Annotated in this window: 23 protein-coding genes, 1 pseudogene and 1 riboswitch; of the genes and pseudogenes, 11 read left to right on the forward strand and 13 right to left on the reverse strand. The window is 53.5% G+C overall.

Annotated features, from left to right (window positions below):
- Positions 1-89 precede the first annotated feature (89 nt).
- From ACLIBF_RS21290 to ACLIBF_RS21300, 3 genes and pseudogenes are all read left to right on the forward strand, one after another.
- Positions 90-1466 carry a glycoside hydrolase family 10 protein gene (locus ACLIBF_RS21290; RefSeq protein WP_448310716.1) on the forward strand — a complete coding sequence of 459 codons (1377 nt, stop codon included), beginning with the start codon at positions 90-92 and terminating at the stop codon, positions 1464-1466.
- A gap of 82 nt (positions 1467-1548) precedes the next feature.
- Entirely contained in the window at positions 1549-2289 is a 741-nt protein-coding gene (locus tag ACLIBF_RS21295) for a nitroreductase family protein (protein ID WP_448310545.1), read from the forward strand.
- A 383-nt stretch (positions 2290-2672) separates the two neighbouring features.
- Positions 2673-2825: pseudogene (locus ACLIBF_RS21300) on the forward strand (MFS transporter); the annotation flags it as partial.
- Positions 2826-2961: 136 nt separating this feature from the next.
- On the opposite strand, the gene ACLIBF_RS21305 reads toward ACLIBF_RS21300, so the two are convergent.
- Entirely contained in the window at positions 2962-3177 is a 216-nt protein-coding gene (locus tag ACLIBF_RS21305; protein ID WP_448310546.1) for a YdgH/BhsA/McbA-like domain containing protein, read from the reverse strand.
- Positions 3178-3285: 108 nt separating this feature from the next.
- Positions 3286-4203: a LysR substrate-binding domain-containing protein gene (locus ACLIBF_RS21310; RefSeq protein WP_448310547.1), complete on the reverse strand. Its 918-nt coding sequence runs from the start codon at positions 4201-4203 to the stop codon at positions 3286-3288.
- A 160-nt stretch (positions 4204-4363) separates the two neighbouring features.
- Here ACLIBF_RS21310 and ACLIBF_RS21315 point away from each other — a divergent pair, with 160 nt between their 5' ends.
- Entirely contained in the window at positions 4364-5044 is a 681-nt protein-coding gene (locus ACLIBF_RS21315; protein ID WP_448310548.1) for a type 1 glutamine amidotransferase domain-containing protein, read from the forward strand.
- Positions 5045-5889: 845 nt separating this feature from the next.
- Here the strand turns inward: ACLIBF_RS21315 and ACLIBF_RS21320 are convergent.
- Entirely contained in the window at positions 5890-6111 is a 222-nt protein-coding gene (locus ACLIBF_RS21320) for a hypothetical protein (RefSeq protein ID WP_448310549.1), read from the reverse strand.
- A gap of 136 nt (positions 6112-6247) precedes the next feature.
- Here ACLIBF_RS21320 and ACLIBF_RS21325 point away from each other — a divergent pair, with 136 nt between their 5' ends.
- Together ACLIBF_RS21325 and ACLIBF_RS21330 are read left to right on the forward strand one after the other, a co-directional pair.
- Complete coding sequence (locus tag ACLIBF_RS21325; protein WP_448310550.1) at positions 6248-6397, forward strand: hypothetical protein; 150 nt, start codon at positions 6248-6250, stop codon at positions 6395-6397.
- A 231-nt stretch (positions 6398-6628) separates the two neighbouring features.
- Positions 6629-6808, forward strand: coding sequence for a con-10 family general stress protein (locus tag ACLIBF_RS21330; protein ID WP_233988292.1), 180 nt, complete (start codon positions 6629-6631; stop codon positions 6806-6808).
- 322 nt (positions 6809-7130) lie between these two features.
- Here ACLIBF_RS21330 and ACLIBF_RS21335 read toward each other — a convergent pair whose 3' ends face one another.
- The gene (locus ACLIBF_RS21335; RefSeq protein ID WP_448310551.1) at positions 7131-8069 is read right to left on the reverse strand and encodes a LysR family transcriptional regulator; all 939 of its coding nucleotides are present in this window, start codon (positions 8067-8069) and stop codon (positions 7131-7133) included.
- 169 nt (positions 8070-8238) lie between these two features.
- Between ACLIBF_RS21335 and ACLIBF_RS21340 the strand changes: the two genes are divergently transcribed.
- The gene (locus ACLIBF_RS21340) at positions 8239-8754 is read left to right on the forward strand and encodes an SRPBCC domain-containing protein (protein WP_448310717.1); all 516 of its coding nucleotides are present in this window, start codon (positions 8239-8241) and stop codon (positions 8752-8754) included.
- A 614-nt stretch (positions 8755-9368) separates the two neighbouring features.
- Positions 9369-9893: a phenolic acid decarboxylase gene (locus tag ACLIBF_RS21345; protein ID WP_448310552.1), complete on the forward strand. Its 525-nt coding sequence runs from the start codon at positions 9369-9371 to the stop codon at positions 9891-9893.
- 9 nt (positions 9894-9902) lie between these two features.
- Here ACLIBF_RS21345 and clcA read toward each other — a convergent pair whose 3' ends face one another.
- Together clcA and ACLIBF_RS21355 are read right to left on the reverse strand one after the other, a co-directional pair.
- Positions 9903-11303 carry a H(+)/Cl(-) exchange transporter ClcA gene (clcA, locus tag ACLIBF_RS21350; protein ID WP_448310553.1) on the reverse strand — a complete coding sequence of 467 codons (1401 nt, stop codon included), beginning with the start codon at positions 11301-11303 and terminating at the stop codon, positions 9903-9905.
- Between the two features lie 104 nt (positions 11304-11407).
- The gene (locus ACLIBF_RS21355; protein ID WP_448310554.1) at positions 11408-11707 is read right to left on the reverse strand and encodes a YicS family protein; all 300 of its coding nucleotides are present in this window, start codon (positions 11705-11707) and stop codon (positions 11408-11410) included.
- A gap of 165 nt (positions 11708-11872) precedes the next feature.
- Between ACLIBF_RS21355 and ACLIBF_RS21360 the strand changes: the two genes are divergently transcribed.
- Positions 11873-13084: an FAD-dependent oxidoreductase gene (locus ACLIBF_RS21360; RefSeq protein WP_448310555.1), complete on the forward strand. Its 1212-nt coding sequence runs from the start codon at positions 11873-11875 to the stop codon at positions 13082-13084.
- 164 nt (positions 13085-13248) lie between these two features.
- Positions 13249-15021, forward strand: coding sequence for a sensor domain-containing phosphodiesterase (locus ACLIBF_RS21365; protein WP_448310556.1), 1773 nt, complete (start codon positions 13249-13251; stop codon positions 15019-15021).
- Between the two features lie 36 nt (positions 15022-15057).
- On the opposite strand, the gene ACLIBF_RS21370 is transcribed toward ACLIBF_RS21365, so the two are convergent.
- The 6 genes from ACLIBF_RS21370 to ascF all read right to left on the reverse strand — a co-directional run bounded on the left by ACLIBF_RS21370 (position 15058) and on the right by ascF (position 21441).
- Positions 15058-15993: an ABC transporter substrate-binding protein gene (locus ACLIBF_RS21370; protein ID WP_448310557.1), complete on the reverse strand. Its 936-nt coding sequence runs from the start codon at positions 15991-15993 to the stop codon at positions 15058-15060.
- A 23-nt stretch (positions 15994-16016) separates the two neighbouring features.
- Complete coding sequence (locus tag ACLIBF_RS21375) at positions 16017-16781, reverse strand: ABC transporter permease (protein ID WP_382631318.1); 765 nt, start codon at positions 16779-16781, stop codon at positions 16017-16019.
- Positions 16778-17512 carry an ABC transporter ATP-binding protein gene (locus tag ACLIBF_RS21380; RefSeq protein WP_448310558.1) on the reverse strand — a complete coding sequence of 245 codons (735 nt, stop codon included), beginning with the start codon at positions 17510-17512 and terminating at the stop codon, positions 16778-16780. Before ACLIBF_RS21380 ends, ACLIBF_RS21375 begins: the two co-directional genes overlap by 4 nt.
- Before the next feature lie 8 nt (positions 17513-17520).
- Positions 17521-18216, reverse strand: coding sequence for a thiaminase II (tenA, locus tag ACLIBF_RS21385; protein WP_448310559.1), 696 nt, complete (start codon positions 18214-18216; stop codon positions 17521-17523).
- Positions 18217-18311: 95 nt separating this feature from the next.
- Positions 18312-18414: riboswitch (TPP riboswitch) on the reverse strand.
- A 106-nt stretch (positions 18415-18520) separates the two neighbouring features.
- Positions 18521-19951, reverse strand: coding sequence for a 6-phospho-beta-glucosidase (locus tag ACLIBF_RS21390; RefSeq protein ID WP_448310560.1), 1431 nt, complete (start codon positions 19949-19951; stop codon positions 18521-18523).
- 32 nt (positions 19952-19983) lie between these two features.
- Positions 19984-21441, reverse strand: coding sequence for a PTS cellobiose/arbutin/salicin transporter subunit IIBC (gene ascF, locus ACLIBF_RS21395; RefSeq protein WP_448310561.1), 1458 nt, complete (start codon positions 21439-21441; stop codon positions 19984-19986).
- 254 nt (positions 21442-21695) lie between these two features.
- Here ascF and ACLIBF_RS21400 point away from each other — a divergent pair, with 254 nt between their 5' ends.
- Complete coding sequence (locus tag ACLIBF_RS21400; RefSeq protein WP_448310562.1) at positions 21696-22715, forward strand: LacI family DNA-binding transcriptional regulator; 1020 nt, start codon at positions 21696-21698, stop codon at positions 22713-22715.
- On the opposite strand, the gene ACLIBF_RS21405 is transcribed toward ACLIBF_RS21400, so the two are convergent.
- Positions 22712-23461, reverse strand: a complete 750-nt coding sequence (locus ACLIBF_RS21405; RefSeq protein WP_448310563.1) for a DeoR family transcriptional regulator — start codon at positions 23459-23461, stop codon at positions 22712-22714. The genes ACLIBF_RS21400 and ACLIBF_RS21405 overlap by 4 nt on opposite strands.
- Positions 23462-23513: the final 52 nt, after the last annotated feature.

Genomic DNA, 23513 nt, shown 5'->3' on the forward strand with positions numbered 1-23513 from the left:
GGCAAAGCGGGACGGTGACAGCCACTGTTTCGACGGCGGTTTATTGCTAACGCATTGACTTTTAATCCCGCTCGCCGAGAATGTCTCTTTTGCGACCTGACCAGATTTTACTGGAGTTTATCATTGCCGTTTATTCTCGTCCCGGCCTGACCGGGACCTTTCTCAGGCGTGGCGGGGCGCTGGCCGCTGCACTGCTGCTGGTCAGTTGCGCCTCTCAACCGCCGCGCTCGCTGGTTACGCCTTTTCCACCCGTGACAAAGCAGCCATTGCCAGTAACGCCTCAGCATCCTCAGCCGCCGATAAAGCAACCGGTGCGTGGCGTCTGGTTAGCCACCGTTTCGCGTCTCGACTGGCCGCCTGTGGAATCGCTCAACGGCAGTCAGGCCGCCCAGCGTATCAGCCTGCAGCAGCGCGCGCTGATCGCTAAGCTGGATAATCTGAAAAGTCTTGGCATCAATACGGTGTTCTTTCAGGTTAAACCTGATGCTACCGCACTCTGGTCGTCAAAAATTCTGCCGTGGTCAGATATGCTGACCGGCAAAATCGGCGAAGATCCCGGCTATGATCCGCTGCAGTTTATGCTGGATGAGGCGCATAAACGCGGCATTAAGGTACACGCCTGGTTTAATCCCTACCGCGTGTCAGTCAACACCAAACCTTCAACCGTCAGCGAGCTGAATCGTACCCTGTCACTGCATCCGGCCAGCGTGTTTGTGCTGCATCCAGAGTGGATCCGCACCGCCGGGGATCGTTACGTGCTTGACCCCGGTATTCCGGCGGTACGTGACTGGATCACCAGCATTGTGGCCGAAGTGGTCGCACATTATCCGGTAGATGGCGTGCAGTTTGATGACTACTTTTATGCCGAATCGCCCGGTTCGATGCTTAATGACAGTCAGACTTTCCGCAGCTGGGGTCAGGGTTTTGCCTCTAAAGCCGACTGGCGGCGTCATAATACGCAGCAGCTGATCGAGCAGGTTTCCCGTACCATTAAGCAGCTGAAGCCAGAAGTCGAATTTGGCGTCAGCCCGGCTGGCGTCTGGCGCAACCTGTCCCACGATCCTGCCGGTTCGGATACCCGCGGTGCAGCCGCGTATGACGAAGCCTATGCGGATACCCGTCGCTGGGTTCAGCAGGGACTGCTGGATTATATCGCTCCCCAACTCTACTGGCCTTTCTCACGCCAGGCGGCCCGTTACGACGTACTGGCTAACTGGTGGGCTGAGGTGGTGAAACCGACTAAAACCCGACTTTATATTGGTCTGGCGCTATATAAAGTGGGCGAGCCGTCGAAAATTGAGCCTGACTGGACGCTGCAGGGCGGCGTGCCTGAACTGAAAAAGCAGCTTGATCTGAATGAATCAAATCCGAATATCGATGGCACTATTTTGTTCCGGGAAAATTATCTCAACCAGCCGCAAACCCGGCAGGCGGTCGGGTATCTCAGAAGCCGCTGGGGTAGCTAACATCGGGCGCAACCGGATGACCAGTGCGGTTAAGTTTTCCCGGTGTGAAAACTGCTATTCTCATGTTTTACATGGGGGAACTATGAGCGACCTGATCGATATTTTTACCAGCCACAAGAGTGAACGCAGTTTTACAGAACAACCGATCGATGATGCCGTGCTGGATCGTATTATCAGTACCGCGTATCGCGCACCGACATCGGTTAACTCGCAGCAAGTCTCCGTGGTGGTCACTCGTGACGCCAGCCGGCGGGCGCAGATCGCCGAAATAGCGGGCGGTCAGCCGTGGATTGCTAAAGCACCAGTGTTCATTACCTTTGTGCTAGACATGCATAAATCGGATCTGGCTATATCGGCCCTCGATCAGCAGCAGATTGCTCATCAGAGCATTGAAAGCATCGTTTCCGGCTCGACTGATATCGGTATCGCACTCGGCTCGGTGATGGCCGCCGCGCGGGCGGAAGGGTTGGGAATTGTACCGATTGGCGGTATTCGTCGCGATCCCCAGGCGATGATCTCGCTGCTGGAACTGCCGCCTCTGACCTTCCCGATTGCTGGTGTGGTCATCGGTCACGTTGATCAGCCTGCGCATCAGAAACCGCGTCTTCCTATCGCCACCTTCCGCCATGAAGAGACCTATCGCCCGGAGCACATGTCGCAGCACATTGCCGCCTATAACGACGAAATGGTGCAGCACTGGAAAAACATCGGACGGAGTGACGGTGAAAGCTGGAGCGAAAGCGTCAGCGGTTACTATAAAAACGTCTACTTCCCGAAGGTGTTGCCTGCCTTGCTAAAACAGGGTTTTGGCAACGATAAGTAAGCGCTTAGCCAGAACGCTGACAGCCTGACATCTGTCACACGCGGGGCCATCCGTAACAATGTTTACGGATGGCTTTTTTTCGTTTTATGTTTATACGCCCCGTGACTTCACCAGATGTCATAGATAATTTCCTTTTTAACTGAATCGGTAAGGCTTTGCTCTGCGCTCTTCAGGGAAATCCCATGCCTCAGCGTTCTCTCTCAGCACTTTTCCTGATGAGTTTTTTCTGGCCGATGCACGTGATGGTCTGCGGTAGAGATGCTGGCAATTCGCGGTGATGATATTACTTATCAGGAGCCGCGGGGATAGGAAAAGGGTGAATAGCCTGACCAGGTGATGGGAATAACAACGCTGAGGCGCCAGCCAGCGCGTCTGATTGCCGGCATCTTGTTAATGCCGCGTTACTGCCGATGCTGAGTATGCGTGTTGCTTCAGCTGGCCTTCAATCGGCGGCCAGCCCTGGCCTGTATGCGACTGCAACGGTAGTGATGACACAAGTCTTGATGATTCCGCTAGCGCTCTGGATGTCAAAGCGGAATGGTAAGTAGCGATATTGTCGGTTGATTATGGTGGCGCAGCAGACAAAGGCCCGCCGCCCGTCTCGCCTGAGCAGAAACAAAAAAGGCTGCCCATCAGGCAGCCTTTTCTGGCAAATCCGTTTGCGACCATCCGTTATTTATACAGTTCTGCGGTCATATGAACACGGTTGTTGGTGTTCGCTTCCGTAATTTTATACTGCGCGCCCTGTTCCTGAGCCTGTGCAGCAATTTTTGATTCCGCACCATCCAGGGTTGATGAGGTGACAGATACGCTCTGAGCGAAGCTGCCGAATGAGATCAGCGAAAGAGCGGCAAGGGCGGCGATTGAAGTAGCTTTAATGGTTTTCATGGTCATCTTCCTTTGGGTTAGTGAGGAGGTTGTTGGCCTCCGATGGGAAGAATAATAACCTATGTTACCATATCAATAGTGACAATTAGTGCGGTAATGATGATCGCGCTAACTACTTGTCGGATATCCTGCCACTGTCTGCGCCACTTCCGTCATTAAATGACGCAGCCAGCGGTGTGCCGGATCGTCGCGGTAACGTGCGTGCCAGCCCATCTCGACCGGAAATGTGCCGAGATCAACCGGCGCAGGCAGAACTTTTAGCCGCACATCTTTTGCCAGATGCTGGCAGATGAGGCGCGGTAACGTTGCACAATAATCAGTTACCGCAATCATTTCGGGCACCGCCAGAAAATGCGTGACTGAAACGGCAACCTGACGGCGCAGACCGCGCTGCTCAAGCGCCTGATATAAGCCGGCCCGCATCCGGCCAGGCGGTAGCACGTTGACGTGTCTGAGCTCTTCATACTGTTCCGCAGTCAGATGGTCAGTGACGTCCGGATGATCAGCCCGCACCACGCACGCCAGCCCTTCACTCATCAGGTGCTGCACCACCAGATTATCGGGCGGATCAACGATGCGTCCCAGCACCATATCGGTGTTACCCGATATCACGCCGGTTTCCGCCACGTCGTTGCCAAACGGCGTAAGCCGCAGGCGAATACCCGGCGCGATAGTTCGCAGCCGCGATACGATGGTCGGCATCATGACAAATTCAACATAGCTATTAGGGGCCAGGGTAAAAAGCCGGGTGGCAGAGTGCGGATCAAAATCCTGCTGATCGAGGATAACTTTATCTATAGCGCCCAGCGAAGCCGCAACAACCTGTGCCAGCTGCTCAGCCTTGGGGGTGGGGCGCATACCGTAACGCTCGCGAATAAACAGCGGGTCGTTGAGCGTTTCCCGTAAGCGGTTTAGCGCATTGGAGAGCGCCGGCTGGGTAATACCGAGCCGTTCTGCAGCGCGGGTGACATTGCGCTCTTCCATCATCACCAGCAGGACAGGCAGTAAATTCAGATCGTATTTCATTAAGTTATAATGCTATATGAATAGTTTAAATTGAAGAAATAAATTTCATAAATATGTTTAACCAGGTGATGATGGTCCGGTCAACAGAGAACACGGTGGCTTTGCCGCCGGTTCCGAACCCTAACCTTAGTCTGACCCGATGCACATAGACGGAGCAAATATGAAAATTTTAATGGTACTGACCTCGCATGATGAACTCGGCAACACCGGCAAGAAAACCGGCTTCTGGCTGGAAGAGTTCGCAGCCCCTTATTATGCCTTTACCGATGCGGGCGTTGATGTCACGCTAGCCACACCCAAGGGTGGTCAGCCGCCACTCGACCCGAAAAGCGACGAGCCAGATTTTCAGACCGAGCAAACCCGTCGTTTTCATGGTGATAAAGCGACTCAGGCGGTACTGGCTTCTACTGTCCGTCTGGACTCAGTTTCTCAGGACGCGTTTGACGCCGTCTTCTATCCGGGTGGTCACGGCCCGCTGTGGGATCTGGCCAATGACAAAAACTCCATCGCTTTGATTGAGCAGACACTGCAGGCGGGTAAACCGGTTGCGCTGGTCTGTCATGCGCCTGGCGTACTGCGTGATGTCAAAACGGCTGAAGGCGAACCGCTGGTGAAAGGGAAAAAAGTGACCGGCTTTACTAACTCTGAAGAAGAGGGTGTCGGTCTGACCAATGTGGTGCCATTCCTGGTAGAAGACGTGCTGAAACAGCACGGCGGTATCTACTCCCGCGGAGATGACTGGTCCTCTTATGCGGTACAGGATGGATTGCTGATCACCGGTCAGAACCCAGGTTCTTCGGTTGAAACAGCACAATTGCTGCTGAAACAGCTGGCGGAGTAACGCCACGGCATTACTCCTATCAGGCACCGCTAAGGTGCCTTTTTTTGCCTGGGTATGTGGAGCCATGGCGATCCGATGAGCCAATCATGCATGTCATCGCAGCGGTCTGCTTAGCGCTGAAGCAATCATGCATTATAAAGTAATATAATCACCTGGCTAATTATTAAATGTTGATAGGTTAGAACTCTATATTTTAGGTCATTGTTATAATCCGCAGATTATTACGTTAGGCTTCAGAGGGCTAATCCACACAGACCAGCCCTACTGAAGATATAAACATGTCTTTAAAAACAGTGTTGACTTTGAAATTTAAAAACGTAAAGTAAGATACATCAGAGGCAAACAAGCATTCTCTGATAAAGAAACAGCAAGTTGAAAGTTGACTTTAATTAGTCAGTAATCCTGTTATATCGAGTCATTTATTAATAGTACTGTTGTATCGCGTTACCGTTAGATTTTGTAGCAGTATGTTGTATTGTAGTCAGATTGTTGTAAGTCTTTGAAGCTGAAGTAAGAAGTAATCGCGATGATGTAAGGCCTCGTAGTTCTGAACGTTTACGTTACGACAGGATACGATTGCGGTTTAAACGTCGTAATGAAAGTAAGGCAACGCATCAAAGAGTATATATCGCGATGGGGGTGTGCAGGTTTATCCGGGCCTGACCTGTCTTTGTCTCATAAAAGACTATCAGGTGGTGAAAACCGTTAATGATAATGAAGGACATCACGTATTCATTATTATCCGCAGAACCTGTTCATAAATAGCAGTACCGAAGCAGTAAATTTCAATTAAGTTCGTTAATGGTAAATGTTAAACTGGTAGTACCTTAAAAGCCCTGGCTGTCTCAGTCAGGGCTTTTATCATTAATTGTCTGCAGACAATTATGCATCGTGTTGTTTGTAAACGCGTCTTTGACACAGTGGTTTGAACGCTCATTACGCTCATAGCAGCAGAGTTTCTTTTCATCTCTTCCTTGCACATAGACTGACATCGCTATGCCGTTGATGTCATTGCTGGCAGACCAGTCCCGGTTGGCTCTCTTCATTACTTCCATAAATTGCAGCACCAATGTCTCCTTTCGGGCGAAACCTGATATCAGAATGATCTGCATCGGCAGACGACTGGATCCTCATGCGTCATTTTTTACATTCCTGCTCACTCCAGCGTGGGTGGTCAGTCATAACCGACCTGAGGATGACCGAATGAACCTTCTGATGGTAGAAGGATCACCTTATCAGGTGCCGTTTTTTGCTGTTCAGACCCGCGAGCAGTATGCCGCTACGTTTTACATCACGTTTAACTTTTTAATCAAAAGTAAAAAAATGTTAAATCCGCGTCAGAGGAAAAACTGATATCCATGACAGGTAACTTATTATCTTAAATATAATTTTATTCGCTTCCCGTTTTGCTTACTGATATAGAGCTATCGCTTCGCCTGAATAGAATTCAGGTCCGGATCGTTGTAATGAACTTGCAGGCCTCAGAGACCTGACTAGACTTATTACTGCAACACGAAAACGGCTGGCGTAATAGAATTATGCTGGTTGCCATTAATCAAATGACAATATGTTCAGGAGGAAATTATGGCCGAACATCGTGGTGGTTCAGGTAACTTCGCAGAGGATCGTGAGAAAGCATCTGAAGCAGGTAAAAAAGGCGGACATAACAGTGGCGGTAACTTCGCCAATGACCGTGAAAAGGCTTCAGAAGCCGGTAAAAAAGGTGGCCAAAATAGCCATGGTGGTGGACGTAAGTCCGAGTAAAAAGACGTTTATACGTGCTTTTTAACCATCAGCCCCGGCGCTCTGCCGGGGCCTGTTATTTTACCGTTTCGAATTATAATAAACCGTCTCGTACTCTTTCCGTCATGTGCAACGTGATGATATTCCCCGATTGATTAAACCTGAAAGTTTCCGCTACGTGTTATCACGCGCATGTCGTTTCGTTAGTCAATCCCTGTATCGATTTACAGGAATAAATAAATCAGTCTGGTTTATTAATATGACGTTAAACCTCTGGGTGTCATTATTTGACTGTCATCGTTTTTAATCAACGCCTGAGCAGAATGATCCTGAGCCGTCCCGCTTATGTAACTGAACGCGTCGCGGATGTAACCAAATCTGTCGACTCGCTGGCTGTCGAGACCAACAACTGACGCAACCACTGATGACCTTTATGACGATGGGTGCGTTCATGCCAGGCCAGCGTTTTGGTAAAGCCAGGAATAGACAGAGGAGGCGGCAGGATGATCAGCCCCCCGTTAAGCGCCAGACGACGCGGCACCACACTGATTAAATCGCTCTGCCGCAGAATGTCGGGCAATACCAAAAAGCTGCAGATGGAGAGCGTGACCCGGCGGCGGCGGCCCAGGGCAGCCAGCGCCTCATCGGTGACGCCAGAGAAACTCCCGCCGGGATAAGAAACCAGCGCATGATCATGCGCACAGAAGGTGTCCAGGGTTAGCGCTCCATCCGCTGCCAGCGGGTGATCCTCGCGCAGCAGACACACATATTCTTCGTCGAAAAGTCGCCGGGTATGCAGCTCATGTGGCGTCGTATCTGGCGTCAGTAAGGCCATATCAACCTCACCGCGCTCAAACTGCTCCTGCAATGTCGCATTATTGACCGGCACGACAGCAATCCGGATACCGGGCGCTTCACGCCGCAGCCGGGCCATAAACGGGACAATGACCGCACGCAGGGCATAATCTGTCGCTGCGATGTGCATCGTCATTTCAGCCGTTAACGGATTAAACTGTTGCGGCTGAAGCAGCTCATCCACTTCCGCCAGAATGGCTTTAACCGGAGCAGCCAGTTCCAGTGCCCGTAACGTCGGGACAATACCGCGCTGTGCCCGGGTGAACAGCGGATCATCAAAGCTTTCACGCAATCGCGTGAGCATGCCGCTTACCGCAGGTTGGGTAAGCGACAATCGCTCAGCAGCACGGGTCACGCTGCGCTCATCCAGTAACGCATCCAGCGCTTTCAACAGATTTAAATCAACATTCTGCAGGATAGTGCTCATTTTTCCTCACAACCGACCCGCCAGCATCGGCTTCGTGATATTACCGGAAATAATATCACAGATAATTTATTGCGATTGGCGTTATTTCATTGCTCGCCAGATAGTAAGCCTGTCCGCTGCAATGTCCGGCGATGCAGCATCCAAACTGTTTGAGGATCGAAAAATGAAAATGAACGAAATTGTCTGGCCAGAAAATTTTGTACCGGGCTACACCGATAATTTTTGCTCGAATGAAGTGATTGTGAAAGATTTGACGGTCGTGGATATCTGGCGCTTGCTGAGTGAACCGGCGCGCTGGTCAGAATATTATGCCAACTCAGCCAATGCCCGTTTCTATGACAATAAAGGGCCGGTGCTGGAGCAGGGCGTGCGCTTCTATTTCGAGACCTTTGGATTCCCGGTGGAAGCGCAGGTGACTGAGTGTGTTGCGCCAGCTGAAGGCGAGGCCGCACGTCTGGCCTGGCATGGCTGGGCCGGTGAAGCTGGTGCCGCCGATCGTCTCGATGTACTGCATGCCTGGCTTATTGAAGCGCTGCCGGGCAACCGGGTGCGGATACTGACTCAGGAGACGCAAAATGGACAACCGGCCCGCGAGTTAGCCGTCACTAAACCGAATCCGATGATCAACGGACACCAGGACTGGCTTGATGGGCTGGTGGCTGCGGCGACGTCGGCAAAAGCCTGAACCGAACAGTCAGATCTCTCTTTATGGACAGACCGTTAACCTGCCATCCCGTTAGCTGGGGGCAGGTCCGCTCACCGAACAGTACTCCTTTCATATTATTTCCGCCCGTTGCTGATGAGGAGGTTGCCGGTGAGAGGATTTGCGCTGCGGCTAACCGGCGCCCTGCATTCATGGAAAATCCGGGCCATGACTAAGTCTAATCACGGTCGCGTCAGAATATTTTGCTGTTGCGTGACGATAACGCCAGCTTCAAAAATATTCGCAAAGAAATAGATCCCGGGCAGGTTGTATTACTCAATTTGAAATTATGACTTTCTCAGCCTGTTAATTTCCGGAGAAGGGTGCTATGGAAACATCGCTATCGTTTTTAACGGTCTTAAAATAAATCGTGGCGAAGAATATAAGTAAATTATTAATTATATCAATGGATTACGCATGCATCCTCTTTTGTTTTTAAATTAAAAATTCTTCACCAATCTGTTTTATACCGTTTCGCCTGGTAAAAAATATTTCCTGAGCCATATTCATTAATCCAGGGTAGATTGCCTGGCTGATGGATAATACTTCTCACTTTCCCGTTATTTTAAAAATATCTGATGATGTAAGGGACTAATATGAGCTCTGATTCCGTTAACACGCTTTCAACTGATTTGTCTCAGTTTGTCGGCACGCACTTTGTCTACACCTACGACAACGGCTGGAAATATGAATGGTATGCCCGTAATGAAACCACCTGCGATTACCGCATTCATCAGGGGCTGGTGGGCGGTCGCTGGGTGACAAATCAGAAAATGAATGCGGTGCAGTTTGCGCCAGGCATTTATAAGGTTGACTGGCATGAACCCACAGGTACCTGCGTCAGCCTGCTGTTTGATCTGTCACGTAAGATTGTTCACGGCACCATCTTTTTCCCACAGTGGATTGCTGGCGAAGGTCAGCATCCGGAGAAGACGATTTGTTACCAGAACGATTTTATAGAGGACATGCACCGCTTTCGCGATGAAGGTCCCGCCTATCCTTACGTCATTATTCCTGAGTTTGCCGAGGTCACTTATATGAAAAATGAGGGGGCTGACAACGATGAGGTGATCAATAAAGCGCCGGGCCAGTTGCCCAGCGACTTTTTTGACGGTAAATAAGCGATAAGGTTACCCGTCCTGCTGTGAGCGGGTAACCTGCGGCTGCCGTGCCAGCGTCCGGGCCAGTATTGATGAGTAAAGGGGTTTGCCGCCAAGAAATTGTGCCAGCAGCGTGGCGCCCAGGCAGGTAATAATCATCGGCAGAATCAGCTGATAGTTATCGGTCATCTCCAGCACCAGCACAATGCCGGTCAGCGGCGCACGTACCGATGCAGCAAACAGCGCACCCATACCGGCGATAGCGAAGGTGCCAGGATCGAGCTGGTAGAGTGGGAATAGCTGGGTCATCATCACCCCAAACGCGGTACCCAGCAGCGTGCCTAGCGCCAGCATCGGCGCAAAGATGCCGCCCGGCGCACCAGAGCCAAAGCAAAGCAGCGTCGTGATCAGCCGGACGATAAAGATCAGCAGCAACAGGGCAAGAGGGAATATCCCGTGCACCGCCTGGGGAATCAGTTCTGAACCGCCGCCCGCGCCTGGCGCAAACAGCAGCGACATCACACCGCAGCCGCCTCCCAGCAGCGCGCCAGCCAGCAGGACGCGAGCCGTTTTACCGGCATACAGGCGGGCAAACAGATCCTGAGTCAGAAATATCAGGCGATTGAACGCGACACCGACCAGGCCAATCACCATTCCCAGCACCAGATAGAGCCACAGCGTCTGCACCGGCGCATCCGCCAGTTTGCCGACCGAGATAACCGGCTGTTCACCGTTGAAACAGCGATAAACGATGCTCGCCATGATCACACCGGTAAACACTGCTTTTATCGAAATCAGGTTATAGCGAAACTGGGGACGCATCTCTTCGATGATAAACAGAATACCGGCCAGCGGCGCATTAAAGGCCGCTGCCAGACCGGCAGCCGCCCCGGTCGCCAGCAGCGTATGACGTGACTCGTTGCTGCGCAACCCAATGATATCAATCACCATTCGGCCAATATTGCCGCCCAGCTGAACGGTAGGGCCTTCCCGGCCCAGCACCATACCGGCGCCCAGCGTGCCCAGGCCGCCAAAAAACTTCACCGGAATGACCCGCCACCAGCGCACCGGCCGCAACTCCTCCAGCGCCCCTTCAATTTCAGGGATACCTGAGCCGCCCGCTTCAGGGGCGAAACGCTTCACCAGAAAATAGCCAACCATCGCCAGAACGGCCGAGACGGCAAATGCGACAACATAGAGCGACCAGCCCTGCAACGACTCCAGAGAGATATTATCAGCACGCCACTGCTGTATCGCCTGAACCGCACTGGCAAACGCCACGCCGGCCAGGCCCACCAGCGTACCGACCAGTGCGGCACAAAACAGTACAGCCAGTGGGGTTTTATCGCGATAAAGCAGGGCACGAAACATCCGGCTGCGCGCAGCCAGCGTGCGGGGAACATACACCGACTGCGGTGATTCTTCATTCATGCGGGAGAGTTCTTGTTTGTATCAGACCAGGCTTCACAGTTTACTGAGTGACGCCGGGAATACAAAACATCATGCAAATCCCTTTCGGTCTCAGGCGCTGGCGTTTATCCCGCCTGGGGTGGACATACCACCTGGGCCATCCGTTCGCGGTACGCTGAGTTATCGTTGTTTTTAAGCGCCTGTGCTGCCGCGATTAACGGCGTTTTATCCTGCTTATCATTCAGGAAGGTCTGGCGCAGTGCGTCATCTGAAAGCCCGGGTGGCAGCTGACATTTCTGACGTAAATCATCGGTAATCTGCTGTTCCCGAAGGGCAAACTTCAGTGTTTCATAAGCCGATTTAGCCATAGCTAACGGGCTAAACAGCAGCGAAATAATCAGGGCGGTGCGGACCACTTTAATCATGATGATCTCCGGATGGCTGCTGACGCAGGCGGGTCTTTAGCCGTTTTCAGTTAGCATTAATCGTGATGAGTGATTAGCCTGAGAGCAGAATCGTTTAAGGATTGCAGCTACGGAGCCGCAATTGACTCATTAATCATAGCAATACTGGCGCTACAGGGAGCAGAGATGCAGCCACATTCCACTGAAATTCTCGCCGCAGATTGTTGTATCGTCGGCGGTGGCCCTGCCGGCTTAATGTTGGGTTATCTGTTTGCCCGTGCGGGGCTTCGGGTGGTCATCATCGAAAAGCACGCTGACTTCCTGCACGATTTTCGCGGCGATACTATTCATCCCTCGACGCTGGAGATTATGTCTGCGCTCGGTCTGTTAGAGGGGTTACTGAAGCTGCCGCATCAGCGTGCGGAAAAACTCGAAGCGGAGATCGCAGGTCAGAACATCACCATGGCGGATTTCTCTCGACTGCCGGTGCAATGCCGCTTTATCGCCTTTATGCCGCAGTGGGATTTCCTGAATTTCCTGGCGGCGGAAAGTGCCCGCTTTTCCGGCTTTACGCTGCTGCAATCGACGGCGTTTGAGGATTTTCTCTATGATCACGACAGCGTCAGCGGCGTGATCGCCACCCGGGGGGATCAACAACTGCATATCCGTTGCAAAGTGGTTATCGGCGCAGATGGCCGTCACTCACAGGTGAGAGCGCGAGCCGGCCTCACCAGCCAGGCATTTGGTGTTGCGCGTGATGTTATCTGGTTCCGGCTAAGCAAGCAGCCAGACGATCCGGTATCAGGCATGGGTCACAAGGGTCCGCGGCAAAACTTTATTGTTATCGATCGCGGCGATTACTGGCAGTGTGGCCTGACGATTCCAAAAGGCGAGTTTGAGACAAAAAAAGCCGCCGGCCTTGAGGCTTTTCTTGCTGAGGTTGCGGCGGTCTCGCCGTTTGGTGCCGGACGCATGAACGAAATCAATCGCTGGGATCAGTTTAAGCTGCTGTCGATTCGCATTGATCGGCTGGATAAGTGGGCCAGACCTGGCGTGTTGTGTATCGGTGATGCTGCTCATGCGATGTCACCGATTGGCGGCGTCGGTGTCAATCTGGCGATTCAGGATGCGGTGGCGACAGCAAATCTCCTTACTGAGCCGCTGCTGGCCGGTGAACTGACGCTGCGCGATCTGGAAAAGGTCCAGCAGCGTCGGCAATTTCCCACGGTGGCGACGCAATTCCTGCAAATTAAAATGAGCAGGAATAAGGCCAGGCGAAAATCGACCCGAGGCAGTAAAATCCCTGCGATAATCCGCCGACTGCCGTTTCTGCGCTTTGTCTTTGGGCGATTGATTGGGCTGGGATTCCGTACTGAAATGCCGGTATTACATGAGTAAAGGAAAGAAGTAAATGGTTTCGACAGCGATCAGATATCGTGCGACACTGTTTCACGCTGAAATTAATGTCAGCCTGTATCGCTACCTGTCTGAAATTTGGGCGCTAATTAAGTCTTATTAAGCGAGATTATTTTCGGTTTTGCGCCTGTATAGGGGATATTTCAGTGCATAACGATCAAAATGGCAGTGACGAAAAACGTCTCAATGCGGTCAAAGCACTCTTGTCACCTGATGAAACCCGCGATCAGGTGCTGGAGAAGTTTGTTCATCTGGCCAGCCAGGTGTTAGGAATCTCAGGCAGTTTTATTTCGATTATTGACGACCATAATCAATATATTAAGGCCTCGCGCAATTTCGATCTTAAACAGTCGACCCGCGATGAGTCCCTGTGCCGTCACGTCAACGATGGCGAAGGGCATCTGGTGGTATTCGACACCTTGCTGGATTCACGCTTTGCTGTGCACCCGTTCGTGGAAGGTGAGCCGCATATCCGTTTCTACGCCGGTGTTTCGCTTGAGAACCTCGACGGTGCGGTGCTGGGTACGTTGTGCGTCACTGACACTCAGCCGCATTCGTTTTGCGCAGAGAAGCTCGACACGCTGAAGCTGCTGGCCAGACTGGTGACCTCGTTTCTCGACGCCTGGAACAATGCCGGTTTCGCCGATGTCATCACCCATCTGCCTAACCGGCCACGGCTGATCCGCGATATTCAGCAACTGTCGGTCACCTCACCCCACAGTCGCTTTCGTCTGATCCTGATCGACTGCATCGATATCCCACGCGCCTACGAGTTGTCGCGCACCGTGGGCATCGTGCCGATGGAAAAACTGCTGCGACAGATGGCGGAGCAGGTCACTGTCCGGCTTAATTTGCCTGCGGGCGAAACGCTTTACTCTTTCGCGCCCGGCCGTTTTGCGGTGATCCAGCCCTGGTCAGGCCGCTATACCGCACACAGCATGGTTGAGGTGCTGCAGGGGATGAAGGCGGATCTGTCAGAAAATATTACTCTCGATCTGGATATTTTTACCGGCGAAACTGATTTTGTGCCCAGTCAGATCACCCCTAATGAGATGGTACGTCAGGCGGTCAGTGCGCTGCATGAAGCAATCGATGAAGGCACCAGCGCGATGTCATTTGATGAAAGCTACGATACCCGCCGGACTGAAGACTTCATGATCATGAACGATCTGGCGCAGGCGCTGAAAAAAGATGAGGGTCTCTATCTGGCTTATCAGCCAAAAGTCTGCCTGAAAAGTGGTAAGACGGTGGGGCTGGAAGCCTTGATACGCTGGCATCATGCAGAGCGTGGCGAACTGTTCCCGTCTGAGTTCGTGCCATTAGCCGGCAAAACTAACCTGATTTCCGATCTGACTAACTGGGTCATGGACCATGTTATCGATCAGCTGGCGCGCTGGAATCGTGAATACAGCCTGATTCCGGTGTCGATTAACGTCAGTGAGCGGGATTTCTCGAAAAAAGATTTTGCTGATTCGCTGGTGGCAAAACTGCAGGCAGCACAGTTGCCCGCCTCGGTTATTGGCATTGAGTGTCTGGAAAATGAGTTGATTACCGGGAATAACGTCGCCATTCATGGGCTTGAAGCGCTGAAATCGCACGGCTTTGTGATCTCGCTGGACGATTTTGGTACCGGCTACAGTAACATCAGCTACCTGCAGGATATTCCACTGGACGTGATCAAAATCGACATGTCGCTGATCTCCCGGATGGCTGAAGATGACTCGTCGAAAATCATCGTCAAACGGATTATTCAGATGCTGAAAGAGCTGAACTATACCGTACTGGCAGAAGGGGTTGAGAGTGAGGCAACGCTGGCATTACTGAAGGAGTACGGATGCGATCAAATTCAGGGCTACTTCTTCTCGAAGCCGCTGCCCGCCAGTGATATCGAGCACTGGCTGTACCAGAAACCCCTCTGATGTGAAGCCCGCAGCTACTGTTGCGGGCTTCATCGGTCAGTCACTGCCGATGGCGTAGTAATCTACCGGGGTGATCTGCTTAATCAGATGGTTATCATACAAAAATTGCTCATAGGCCTGATAACGGGCGCGGTCCAGCTTCACCGGGTCGTCTGCAAACAGCGGCAGTGAGGCACGCCATGCCTGATGATTTAACGGCGTATTCAGTTCTGGATAAGCGTTAGCGAACGCCTGCCAGCTGGCTTCCGGATGCGCTTTTAATTCTGCCACACCCCGTTTTAGTGCCCGCATAAATTTCTTAATCTTTTCCGAACGCGCCTCGTCGCGGTTAGCGACAATAATCAACTCATCATAGGCGGGGACGCCATAATCCTCGACGTTAAACACCACCGGCTGTTTACCCTGCAGCCTGAGCTCCAGCGCTTCAATATTGCGATAGCCGCCTATTACCGCGTCGACTTTCCCCGTCAGCAGCGCGCTGGTCAGCTGGAAATTGACATTGATGAGCTGTACTTCGCTGGACTTCACGCCGTCGTGCCGCAGCATGGTATCGAGCGTCGCCTGCTCAATCCCACTGACTGAATAGCCTATCTGCTTACCTTTTAAATCGGCTGGCTTTTTCACGGCGTTATCCAGAGTAATCAGGGTATTCAGCGGGGTATTGATCAGTGTACCGACCCGCATCAGCGGCAAACCCTGATCGGCGTAAAAATGCAGCTGCGGCTGATAGGTAATGGCTAAATCTGCCTGTTTTGCCGCCACCAGCCGCGGCGGTAGTGACGGATCGGAGGGGGGCACGATAGTCACCTCAAGTCCTTCCGCTTTAAACGCATCGGTTTGCTGCGCCACCATAATCGGCGCATGGTCGGGATTGATATACCAGTCGAGCATCAGGGTCAGTTTTTCCGCAGCATGCAGCGGGCTGGAGAGGGCGGCGCTGATCATCAGCGCTGACAGAACAGGTTTTAGCATCAGTTTATCTCGCAGATTAGAGGTCATGAGGCACTCTCAGGGGCCCAGTCGATCAGACGGTGAAGCAGGGCATCGATGGCCAGCCACAGCACCAGCGTCATCAGCACCAGGATAAATAACGCAGCAAAACAGATATCGCTCTGCATCCGGGCATTGGCGTTCAGCATCACATAACCAAGTCCTTCTGCCGATCCGACCCATTCGCCAATGATCGCGCCAATCGGGGCCACCGCCGCCGCCATTCGCAATCCGGTTGCTAAGGCAGGTAACGCGGCTAACAGCCGGACGTGACGCAGTTGCGATCCGCGTGAAGCGCCCAGCGTATGTGCCAGATCCAGATAGCCCGCTGGCACGCGACGCAGACCATCATAGAAGGCCGACGTGACAGGAAAGAAAATGACCAGCACCGCCATCGCCACTTTGGCGCTCATACCAAAGCCAAACCACAGCACCAGCAACGGGGCCAGAGCAAACACCGGAATCGCCTGGCTGGTAAGTACCAGCGGCATCATCCAGCGTTGCAGACGTGGCGAAAATGTCATGCCCAGCGCCAGCAGAGCGCCGAGCACGACGCCAGTGATCATTCCGCAGAGGATCTCGGTGAGGGTGATCAGGCTGTGATAGCCGAGCCAGGCTTTATTCGCCCATAGCGCTTGTGCCACTGCCACGGGCGAAGGCAGCAGAAAGGCCGGAATCGAGGTCAGCGTTACCAGCCACCACAGCGCAATCAGTCCACAGAACAGGGTGAGGCCGCGCCACATGCGGGCTAAACCATCGAGGTGTTTCATCCGATCCCCTCTGGCAGTGAAAGTTTTTGCAGTAAAGCTGCCTGACTCTCTATGACCCTGATATCGTCCGGCGCGCGCGGTGGCTGGCCCGGCAATGGCTGACAGGCTTCCAGGCCTGATGCGCTGAGCACCAGCATATGATGACTCAGCCGACAGGCTTCCGCCGCGTCATGGGTGATTAGCAAGACGGTATGGTTCGCCAGTACCTCCGCGGCCAGCGTCTGAATCTGGTGGCGGGTCAGGGCATCAAGTGCGGAAAAAGGCTCATCCATCAACACGATCGGTTTGCGCGCATACAACGTGCGGGCCAGCGCAGCGCGTTGCCGCATCCCGCCAGAGAGCGTCGCGGGCCGCGCCGTTGCGTGACGATGCAGACCGACCCGCTCCAGCAGATGTTGCGCCCAGTGGCGGTCCGGTTTTTCACCCTTCAGGCGGCTGGCGAGGCAGACATTTTGTTCAACGGTCAGCCACGGATAGAGCAAATCCTGCTGACCCATCCAGGCGAACCGGCCAGCCAGCGGCAGGCCATCACTGCCGCCGATCACCCCGGATGTCGGCGGTGTCAGGCCAGCAATCACGCGCATTAAGGTACTCTTTCCGACACCGCTGGCTCCGAGCAGTGAGGTGAAACGTGCCGGGGTAATCTCCAGACTGAGCCGGTCGAACAGCCGATGCGTGGCAAAATCGACACAGAGGTCACGGATTGAGATGCCGGGCGGCAGTAATGCCATTGAGCCGCTCATGATGACAAAGGGGGTTGATGATTGAGCCCCATCTGCCAGAAGGCGGATTCCAGCTGGGTGGCGGTGGTGAAGAGGGTCGCCAGCCGGTCAAAACGTGCTGCGCCGGCGCGCTGATGGGCCAGCGTTTCAAACAGGTCCAGAGAGGCTCTGACGCCCGCCAGATAATTGGCATCACCATAATTCTCTATCCAGGCGGCATAAGGATTGCCTTCGATGACGGTGGTGGGATGATGTAACACGCTCAGGCCGATTTCGGCATAGCCTGCAACACACGGCATCAGCACGGTCAGCAATTCCAGCGCATCTCCGCTGTGGCCGACATCCAGCACGTAGCGGGTGTAGTTAAGCGTTTCAACCGCTTCGGTCTGGCTGACCAGCGCGGCTTCGCTGATCCCCCACTGCTGGCAGTACGCCCGGTGCAGCGGCAGTTCATTGACAATGGCATTGAGGGAGGCCGTTGCGGTTCGCAGCGCGGCCGGATCGTGCAGTTTGCTGACCAGCAGCCCATAGGCGCGGGCAAAATGCAGCAGAAACAGATAATCCTGGGTGAGATAATGACGAAAGGCGGCCGCAGGCAGCGTGCCCTGAGCGAGCTGCTTGACAAAATCGTGAGAGACATAGGCGTGCCAGTGATCGCCAGCCTGTTGTCGCAGGCGGCCATAAAAGCCGGTTTCAAAAAGTGAGAGTGACATGGGATCTCCAGTAACTGTTGGTTAACGAAAAGTGTTAACTCAGGGAGATCCGGGCATACGGTGAAGAACAGGCAATGATGCAGGAGATGTTGCAGAAGACTCTGCCGACCCGTCCCTTCGCTGGCATGACCCAGATCAGGTTCAAAGGGTTCGGTTTGCACCATCTCAGCCCATAACAGGACACCCCTCGGAGACGTTTGTTATACGATAATTGTCAGCTGAATACAACGGCACGCCGCAGGCATGCAACAGCCGATGGCCCCGCTAAACCGCCGCGGTTTAGCGAGCTAAGCCAGTGACGTTGTCACTCCAGCACTTCACCGTTACTGGCGATCACCTTTTTATACCACCAGAACGATTTTTTCCGACGGCGGGCCAGCGTTCCCCGGCCAAGGTCGTCGCGATCCACATAGACAAACCCGTAGCGTTTACTCATTTCGCCGGTTGATGCGGCCACCAGATCGATGCAGCCCCAGCTGGTATAGCCGAGCACCGGCACGCCATCAGCGATGGCGTCACCCATCGCCCGGATATGCTCACGCAGATAGCTGATGCGGTAGTCATCATCAATCTCACCTTCTGCGTTGATCGTGTCCCGTGCGCCGAGGCCATTTTCCACCAGGAACAGCGGCTTCTGGTAGCGGTCATACATCATATTCATAGTGATGCGTAGTCCAAGCGGATCGATGCCCCAGCCCCATTCACTGCGCGTCAGATGGGGGTTAGTCAGGGACTTCACCACGTTGGCGGCGCTGCTGTTGAGCTCGTTCATCTCCGCCGACGCGCAACGCGAGGCGTAGTAGCTGAACGAGACAAAATCGACGCTGTTTTTCAGGATCTCTGCATCACCGTCATCAATCTGCAGACTGACCCCTTTTTCACGGAAGAGCCGCGCCGCATAGGCGGGGTAATATCCGCGCGCCTGCACATCAATGAAGAACAGGTTTTCCCGGTCCTTTTCCAGCGCTGCCCAGACATCTTCCGGTTTGCTTGACCACGGATAGAAATTGCCGCCCGCCAGCATGCAACCGACCTGATTGACCGGATTAATGTCATGGGCGATTCGGGTCACCAGCGCGCTCGCCACCAGCTCATGATGTGCAGCCTGATATTTCACCTGGTCGTGATTTTCATCCGCCTCAAATACCAGCCCGGCCCCGGAGAACGGGCTGTGCAGCAGAATATTAATCTCATTAAAAGTCAGCCAGTATTTCACCAGACCATCAAACGCCTCAAAACAGCTGCGGGCATAGCGGGCAAAAAATTCGATCATTTTGCGATTCCGCCACGAGCCATATTCGGTCACCAGATGCATCGGTACGTCAAAGTGACACAGGGTCACCAGCGGTTCAATATTGTATTTACGGCACTCTTCAAACACCGCGCGGTAGAAGGCAATTCCCTCTGGATTAGGCGTCAGTTCATCACCGTTCGGATAGAGGCGACTCCAGGCGATGGAGGTACGAAATACGCTGAACCCCATTTCCGCCATCAGTGCGATGTCTTGCGCATAGCGATGATAAAAATCAATGGCGTCATGACTGGGGTAAAACTCATCATCCCGCAGGGCGAAACGCCGCTCCAGTCCGAGTTTCACCGGCATCCGATGCGGGCCGTGGGGGATCATGTCAACGGTGGTTAAGCCCTTTCCGCCTTCACGATAGCCACCCTCAGCCTGGTTGGCGGCTAACGCACCGCCCCATAAAAATCCTTGCGGGAATCTTGATTCAGACATGACATCCTCTGGTTTCGGGTCAGCATTGCCCGTTAGTTAGCGTTAATTGCATTGGTGCGCTCAGGGGCGGGCGTCGCTGCTGGCGCTGCCTGGGCCGTCGAGGGTCCGGTTTCCGGAATGTCCTCGAAACCTAAAATCAGCGTCAGCACAAATGACAGCACTACCGACAGCACCATCACGGCCGCAACCCAGACCATCGACATCGGATTGGCGGGATCAAAAAATTGTACGCTGGTAAACAGACCAGGCGAGGCCATTGAATGGCTGGCCAGACCGCCAATACCGGCCACCGCACCACAGATAAAGCCGCTGATTAAACAGGCGATCAGTGGACGTTTCAGCCGTACCGCTACGCCATACAGTGCCGGTTCCGAGATGCCCGCGATGATAGCTGACGCCGCTGCGGCCAGTGCAGTCTGCCGCAGTTCGCGGTTTTTGGTTCTGAATGCCACCGCCAGTGACGATCCGCCCAGCGAGAGATTGGCACCAATTTCTGACGGCATCACCATGCCCTCTTTACCGGTTTCAGCGATGGTCTGAATGATGGTTGGCGTAAAGACCCGGTGCATCCCGGTCATCACCAGCAGCGGCCAGATGGCACCCATGATGGCGACCGACAGCCAGCCGAGATAACCGTGAACGGTATAGACCAGCGCTGAGATGCCGCTACCGATCCAGATGCCAATAGGTCCAATCAGCACAATCGCGATCGGGGCGGCAATCAGCACAATCAGCATAGGCTTGAGGAAGTTTTTGGTCACGGCCGGCGTAATGCGATCTACGCCGCGTTCGATATGTGACAGAATCCAGGTCATTACCAGTGCCGGTATGACCGTGTAGGTATATTTCACTGCGGTCACCGGGATAAAGGCAAACTCTACCGGCTGGCCCTGAGCCGCTTTCGCCATCAGATCAATGAAATTGGGATGCACCAGCACGCCGGCAATGGCTATCGCCAGCGACATGTTGGTTTTAAATTTCAACGCGGCCGAGGCCGCTACCATCACCGGCAGGAAGAAGAAGGCACCATCGCCGATGACATTCAGAATAACCAGCGTCGATGAGCCTTTTTCAAACACGCCTGCCATATCGAGGATCATCGCCAGCAGCTTAACCATCGATCCGCCAATGATGGCGGGAATCAGCGGTGACATGGTGCCGACCAGCGCATCAAGAATCCCTGCACCGATGCCTTTCAATGTCAGCTTACGCTTAACCGGCGCCGATGAGGACGCGGAAGGCGAGCCAAGCTGCATCACCGCCTGATACGCCTGCGAAACATTGTTACCAATGATCACCTGGCATTGAGTGTCGTTATTTACCACCCCCATTACGCCATCAATGGCTTTCAGCCGGACGAAATCGACCTGGGTCTGGTCTTTAACCACAAAGCGCAGGCGAGTCATGCAATGCGTGAGCGCTTCGATATTGGTGAGGCCACCTAACGCGTCGACAATCGCGCGTGAAACCTCGTCGTAGTTTCTGGGCATGAGGGATCTTCTCTGTAGGATAATCGGTCAATGTTATGTTTTTTTGCCCTGATTGAGCGGCGAATAGGAAACCGGTTTCACAAAATCATGAAGAACTTTATCGATGGCGACAAGAGTTAAAAATTGCACGTTTTTATTTATGTGATTTAGCTCACCAAACTATGTGATGCCCGGAGCGGTGACGGCGGGGAAAATATTTCCAACTATGAGAGGCTTAGGTAGACTGCAATCATGCGCAGTGAAGGAGCAGGTAAATGGCAACAATTCAGGATGTAGCAGATCGGGCAGGCGTGTCGAAGGCCACCGTGTCCCGGGTGCTGTCTGGTAATGGCTATGTCGGTCAGGAGAAACGCGAACGGGTCTTACAGGCGATTGCTGAAACTGACTACCGGCCCAATCTGCTGGCGCGTAATCTGGCGACCCAATCCAGTCAGACCATCGGGCTGGTGATCACCAATACGCTGTATAGTGGCAGTTATTTCGCCGAACTGATGGCACATTCAGCACGGATGATGGAACAGCAGGGCCGCCAGCTTATTCTGGCCGATGGGAAACACACTGCCGGGCAGGAGCGGGAAGCGATCCAGTTCCTGCTCGATCTGCGCTGCGACGGTATTATTATTTATCCGCGTTTTCTCTCTATCGATGAGCTGGATACCATCATCTCCCAGCAACGCCAGCCGATTCTGGTGATCAATCGCCGCCTGCGTATCAATGACAGCTACTGCATTTATGTCGATCAGCACGCAACCAGCGCCAGCGCGGTGACGCATCTTGTCACTCATGGTCATCGGGATATTGCGTTTATTACCGGTTCGCTGGATTCTCCGACCGGCATGGAGCGATTGTCCGGTTACCAGGCTGCACTGAATGCGGCAGGCATTCCGGCCGAACCGCAGCGGATTGTGACAGGGAAGTGGACAGCGCAGAGCGGCATGGCCGCGGTTGATAGCCTGCTGGCGCGTGGAGTGGCGTTTAGCGCGATTGTCGCCAGCAACGATGAGATGGCAATTGGTGCGATCAAACGGCTGACTGAATGTGGTATTGCGGTACCGCAACAGGTATCAGTAATGGGCTTTGACGACATTCCGCTGGCACCCTATATCACACCCTCTCTATCGAGCGTAAAACTGCCGGTCACCGAAATGATTAACGAAACCATTGGCCGGCTGGTGATCATGCTGGATGGCGGAGAATGGCGGCCCAGGCCACCGTTCAGCGGCAGCCTGATGCTGCGTGATTCGATCTCTGTCGGACCCTGCGGTCGCACTTAGTCTGCACTGACCTGAATCACATCAATGTCGCGGTCATTCAGTTGTTGCAGGGTCAGAGCATCGAGTTGATCGTCGGTGATCACATGCCGGACCTGATAACCTGGCGACAGCGGATAGGGTTGAATCTGTCCAAACTTCGAGCTGTCAGTCAGCGCATAGCTATCGACGCCCTTCGCCAGCACCGCATCCACCACATCGCAGCGCAGCATATTACGCCCGGTGAAGCCGCTTTCCGGGTGCCAGCCATCAATCCCGACAAACGCTTTGTGAAAGTGGATCTGCTGGATGCAGTAACGAGTCAGCGGGCCGACCATCGATTCACTGCTTTTTTGTAGCAGACCTCCCAGAACAATCACTTCGCAGGCGGCCTCACGCAGTAACTGCGCGATGTAATGACTGACGGTGACAAGCGTAATATCGCTGCGATCCGCCAGCGCGCGCGCCAGTAAAGCATTGGTGCTGCCGCCTTCGATCAACACCGATTCACCGGCGGCCACCAGGCTGGCGGCATGGTTGGCCAGCGCCTGCTTGACCGGATAACGGGTATTCATTCGGGTACCCACATTGTCACTGTCGAGTGCCAGTGCCGAGCCATGTACCCGTCGTAGTAAACGATCGCGCTCCAGCAGGGTAAGATCCTGACGCACCGTCACTTCTGAGACACCTGTAAGCTGTGCCAGCTCACTGACCGCAATGGTACCCCGGGTATTAACCAGTTGAATAATATGATGATGTCGCGGATTCATAAGTCAGTTTCGCCGAAAAAACAGTTGCTGCAGTTTAACAGGGAAAAGAGCG

Source organism: Pantoea sp. PGP6, from assembly GCF_053474785.1.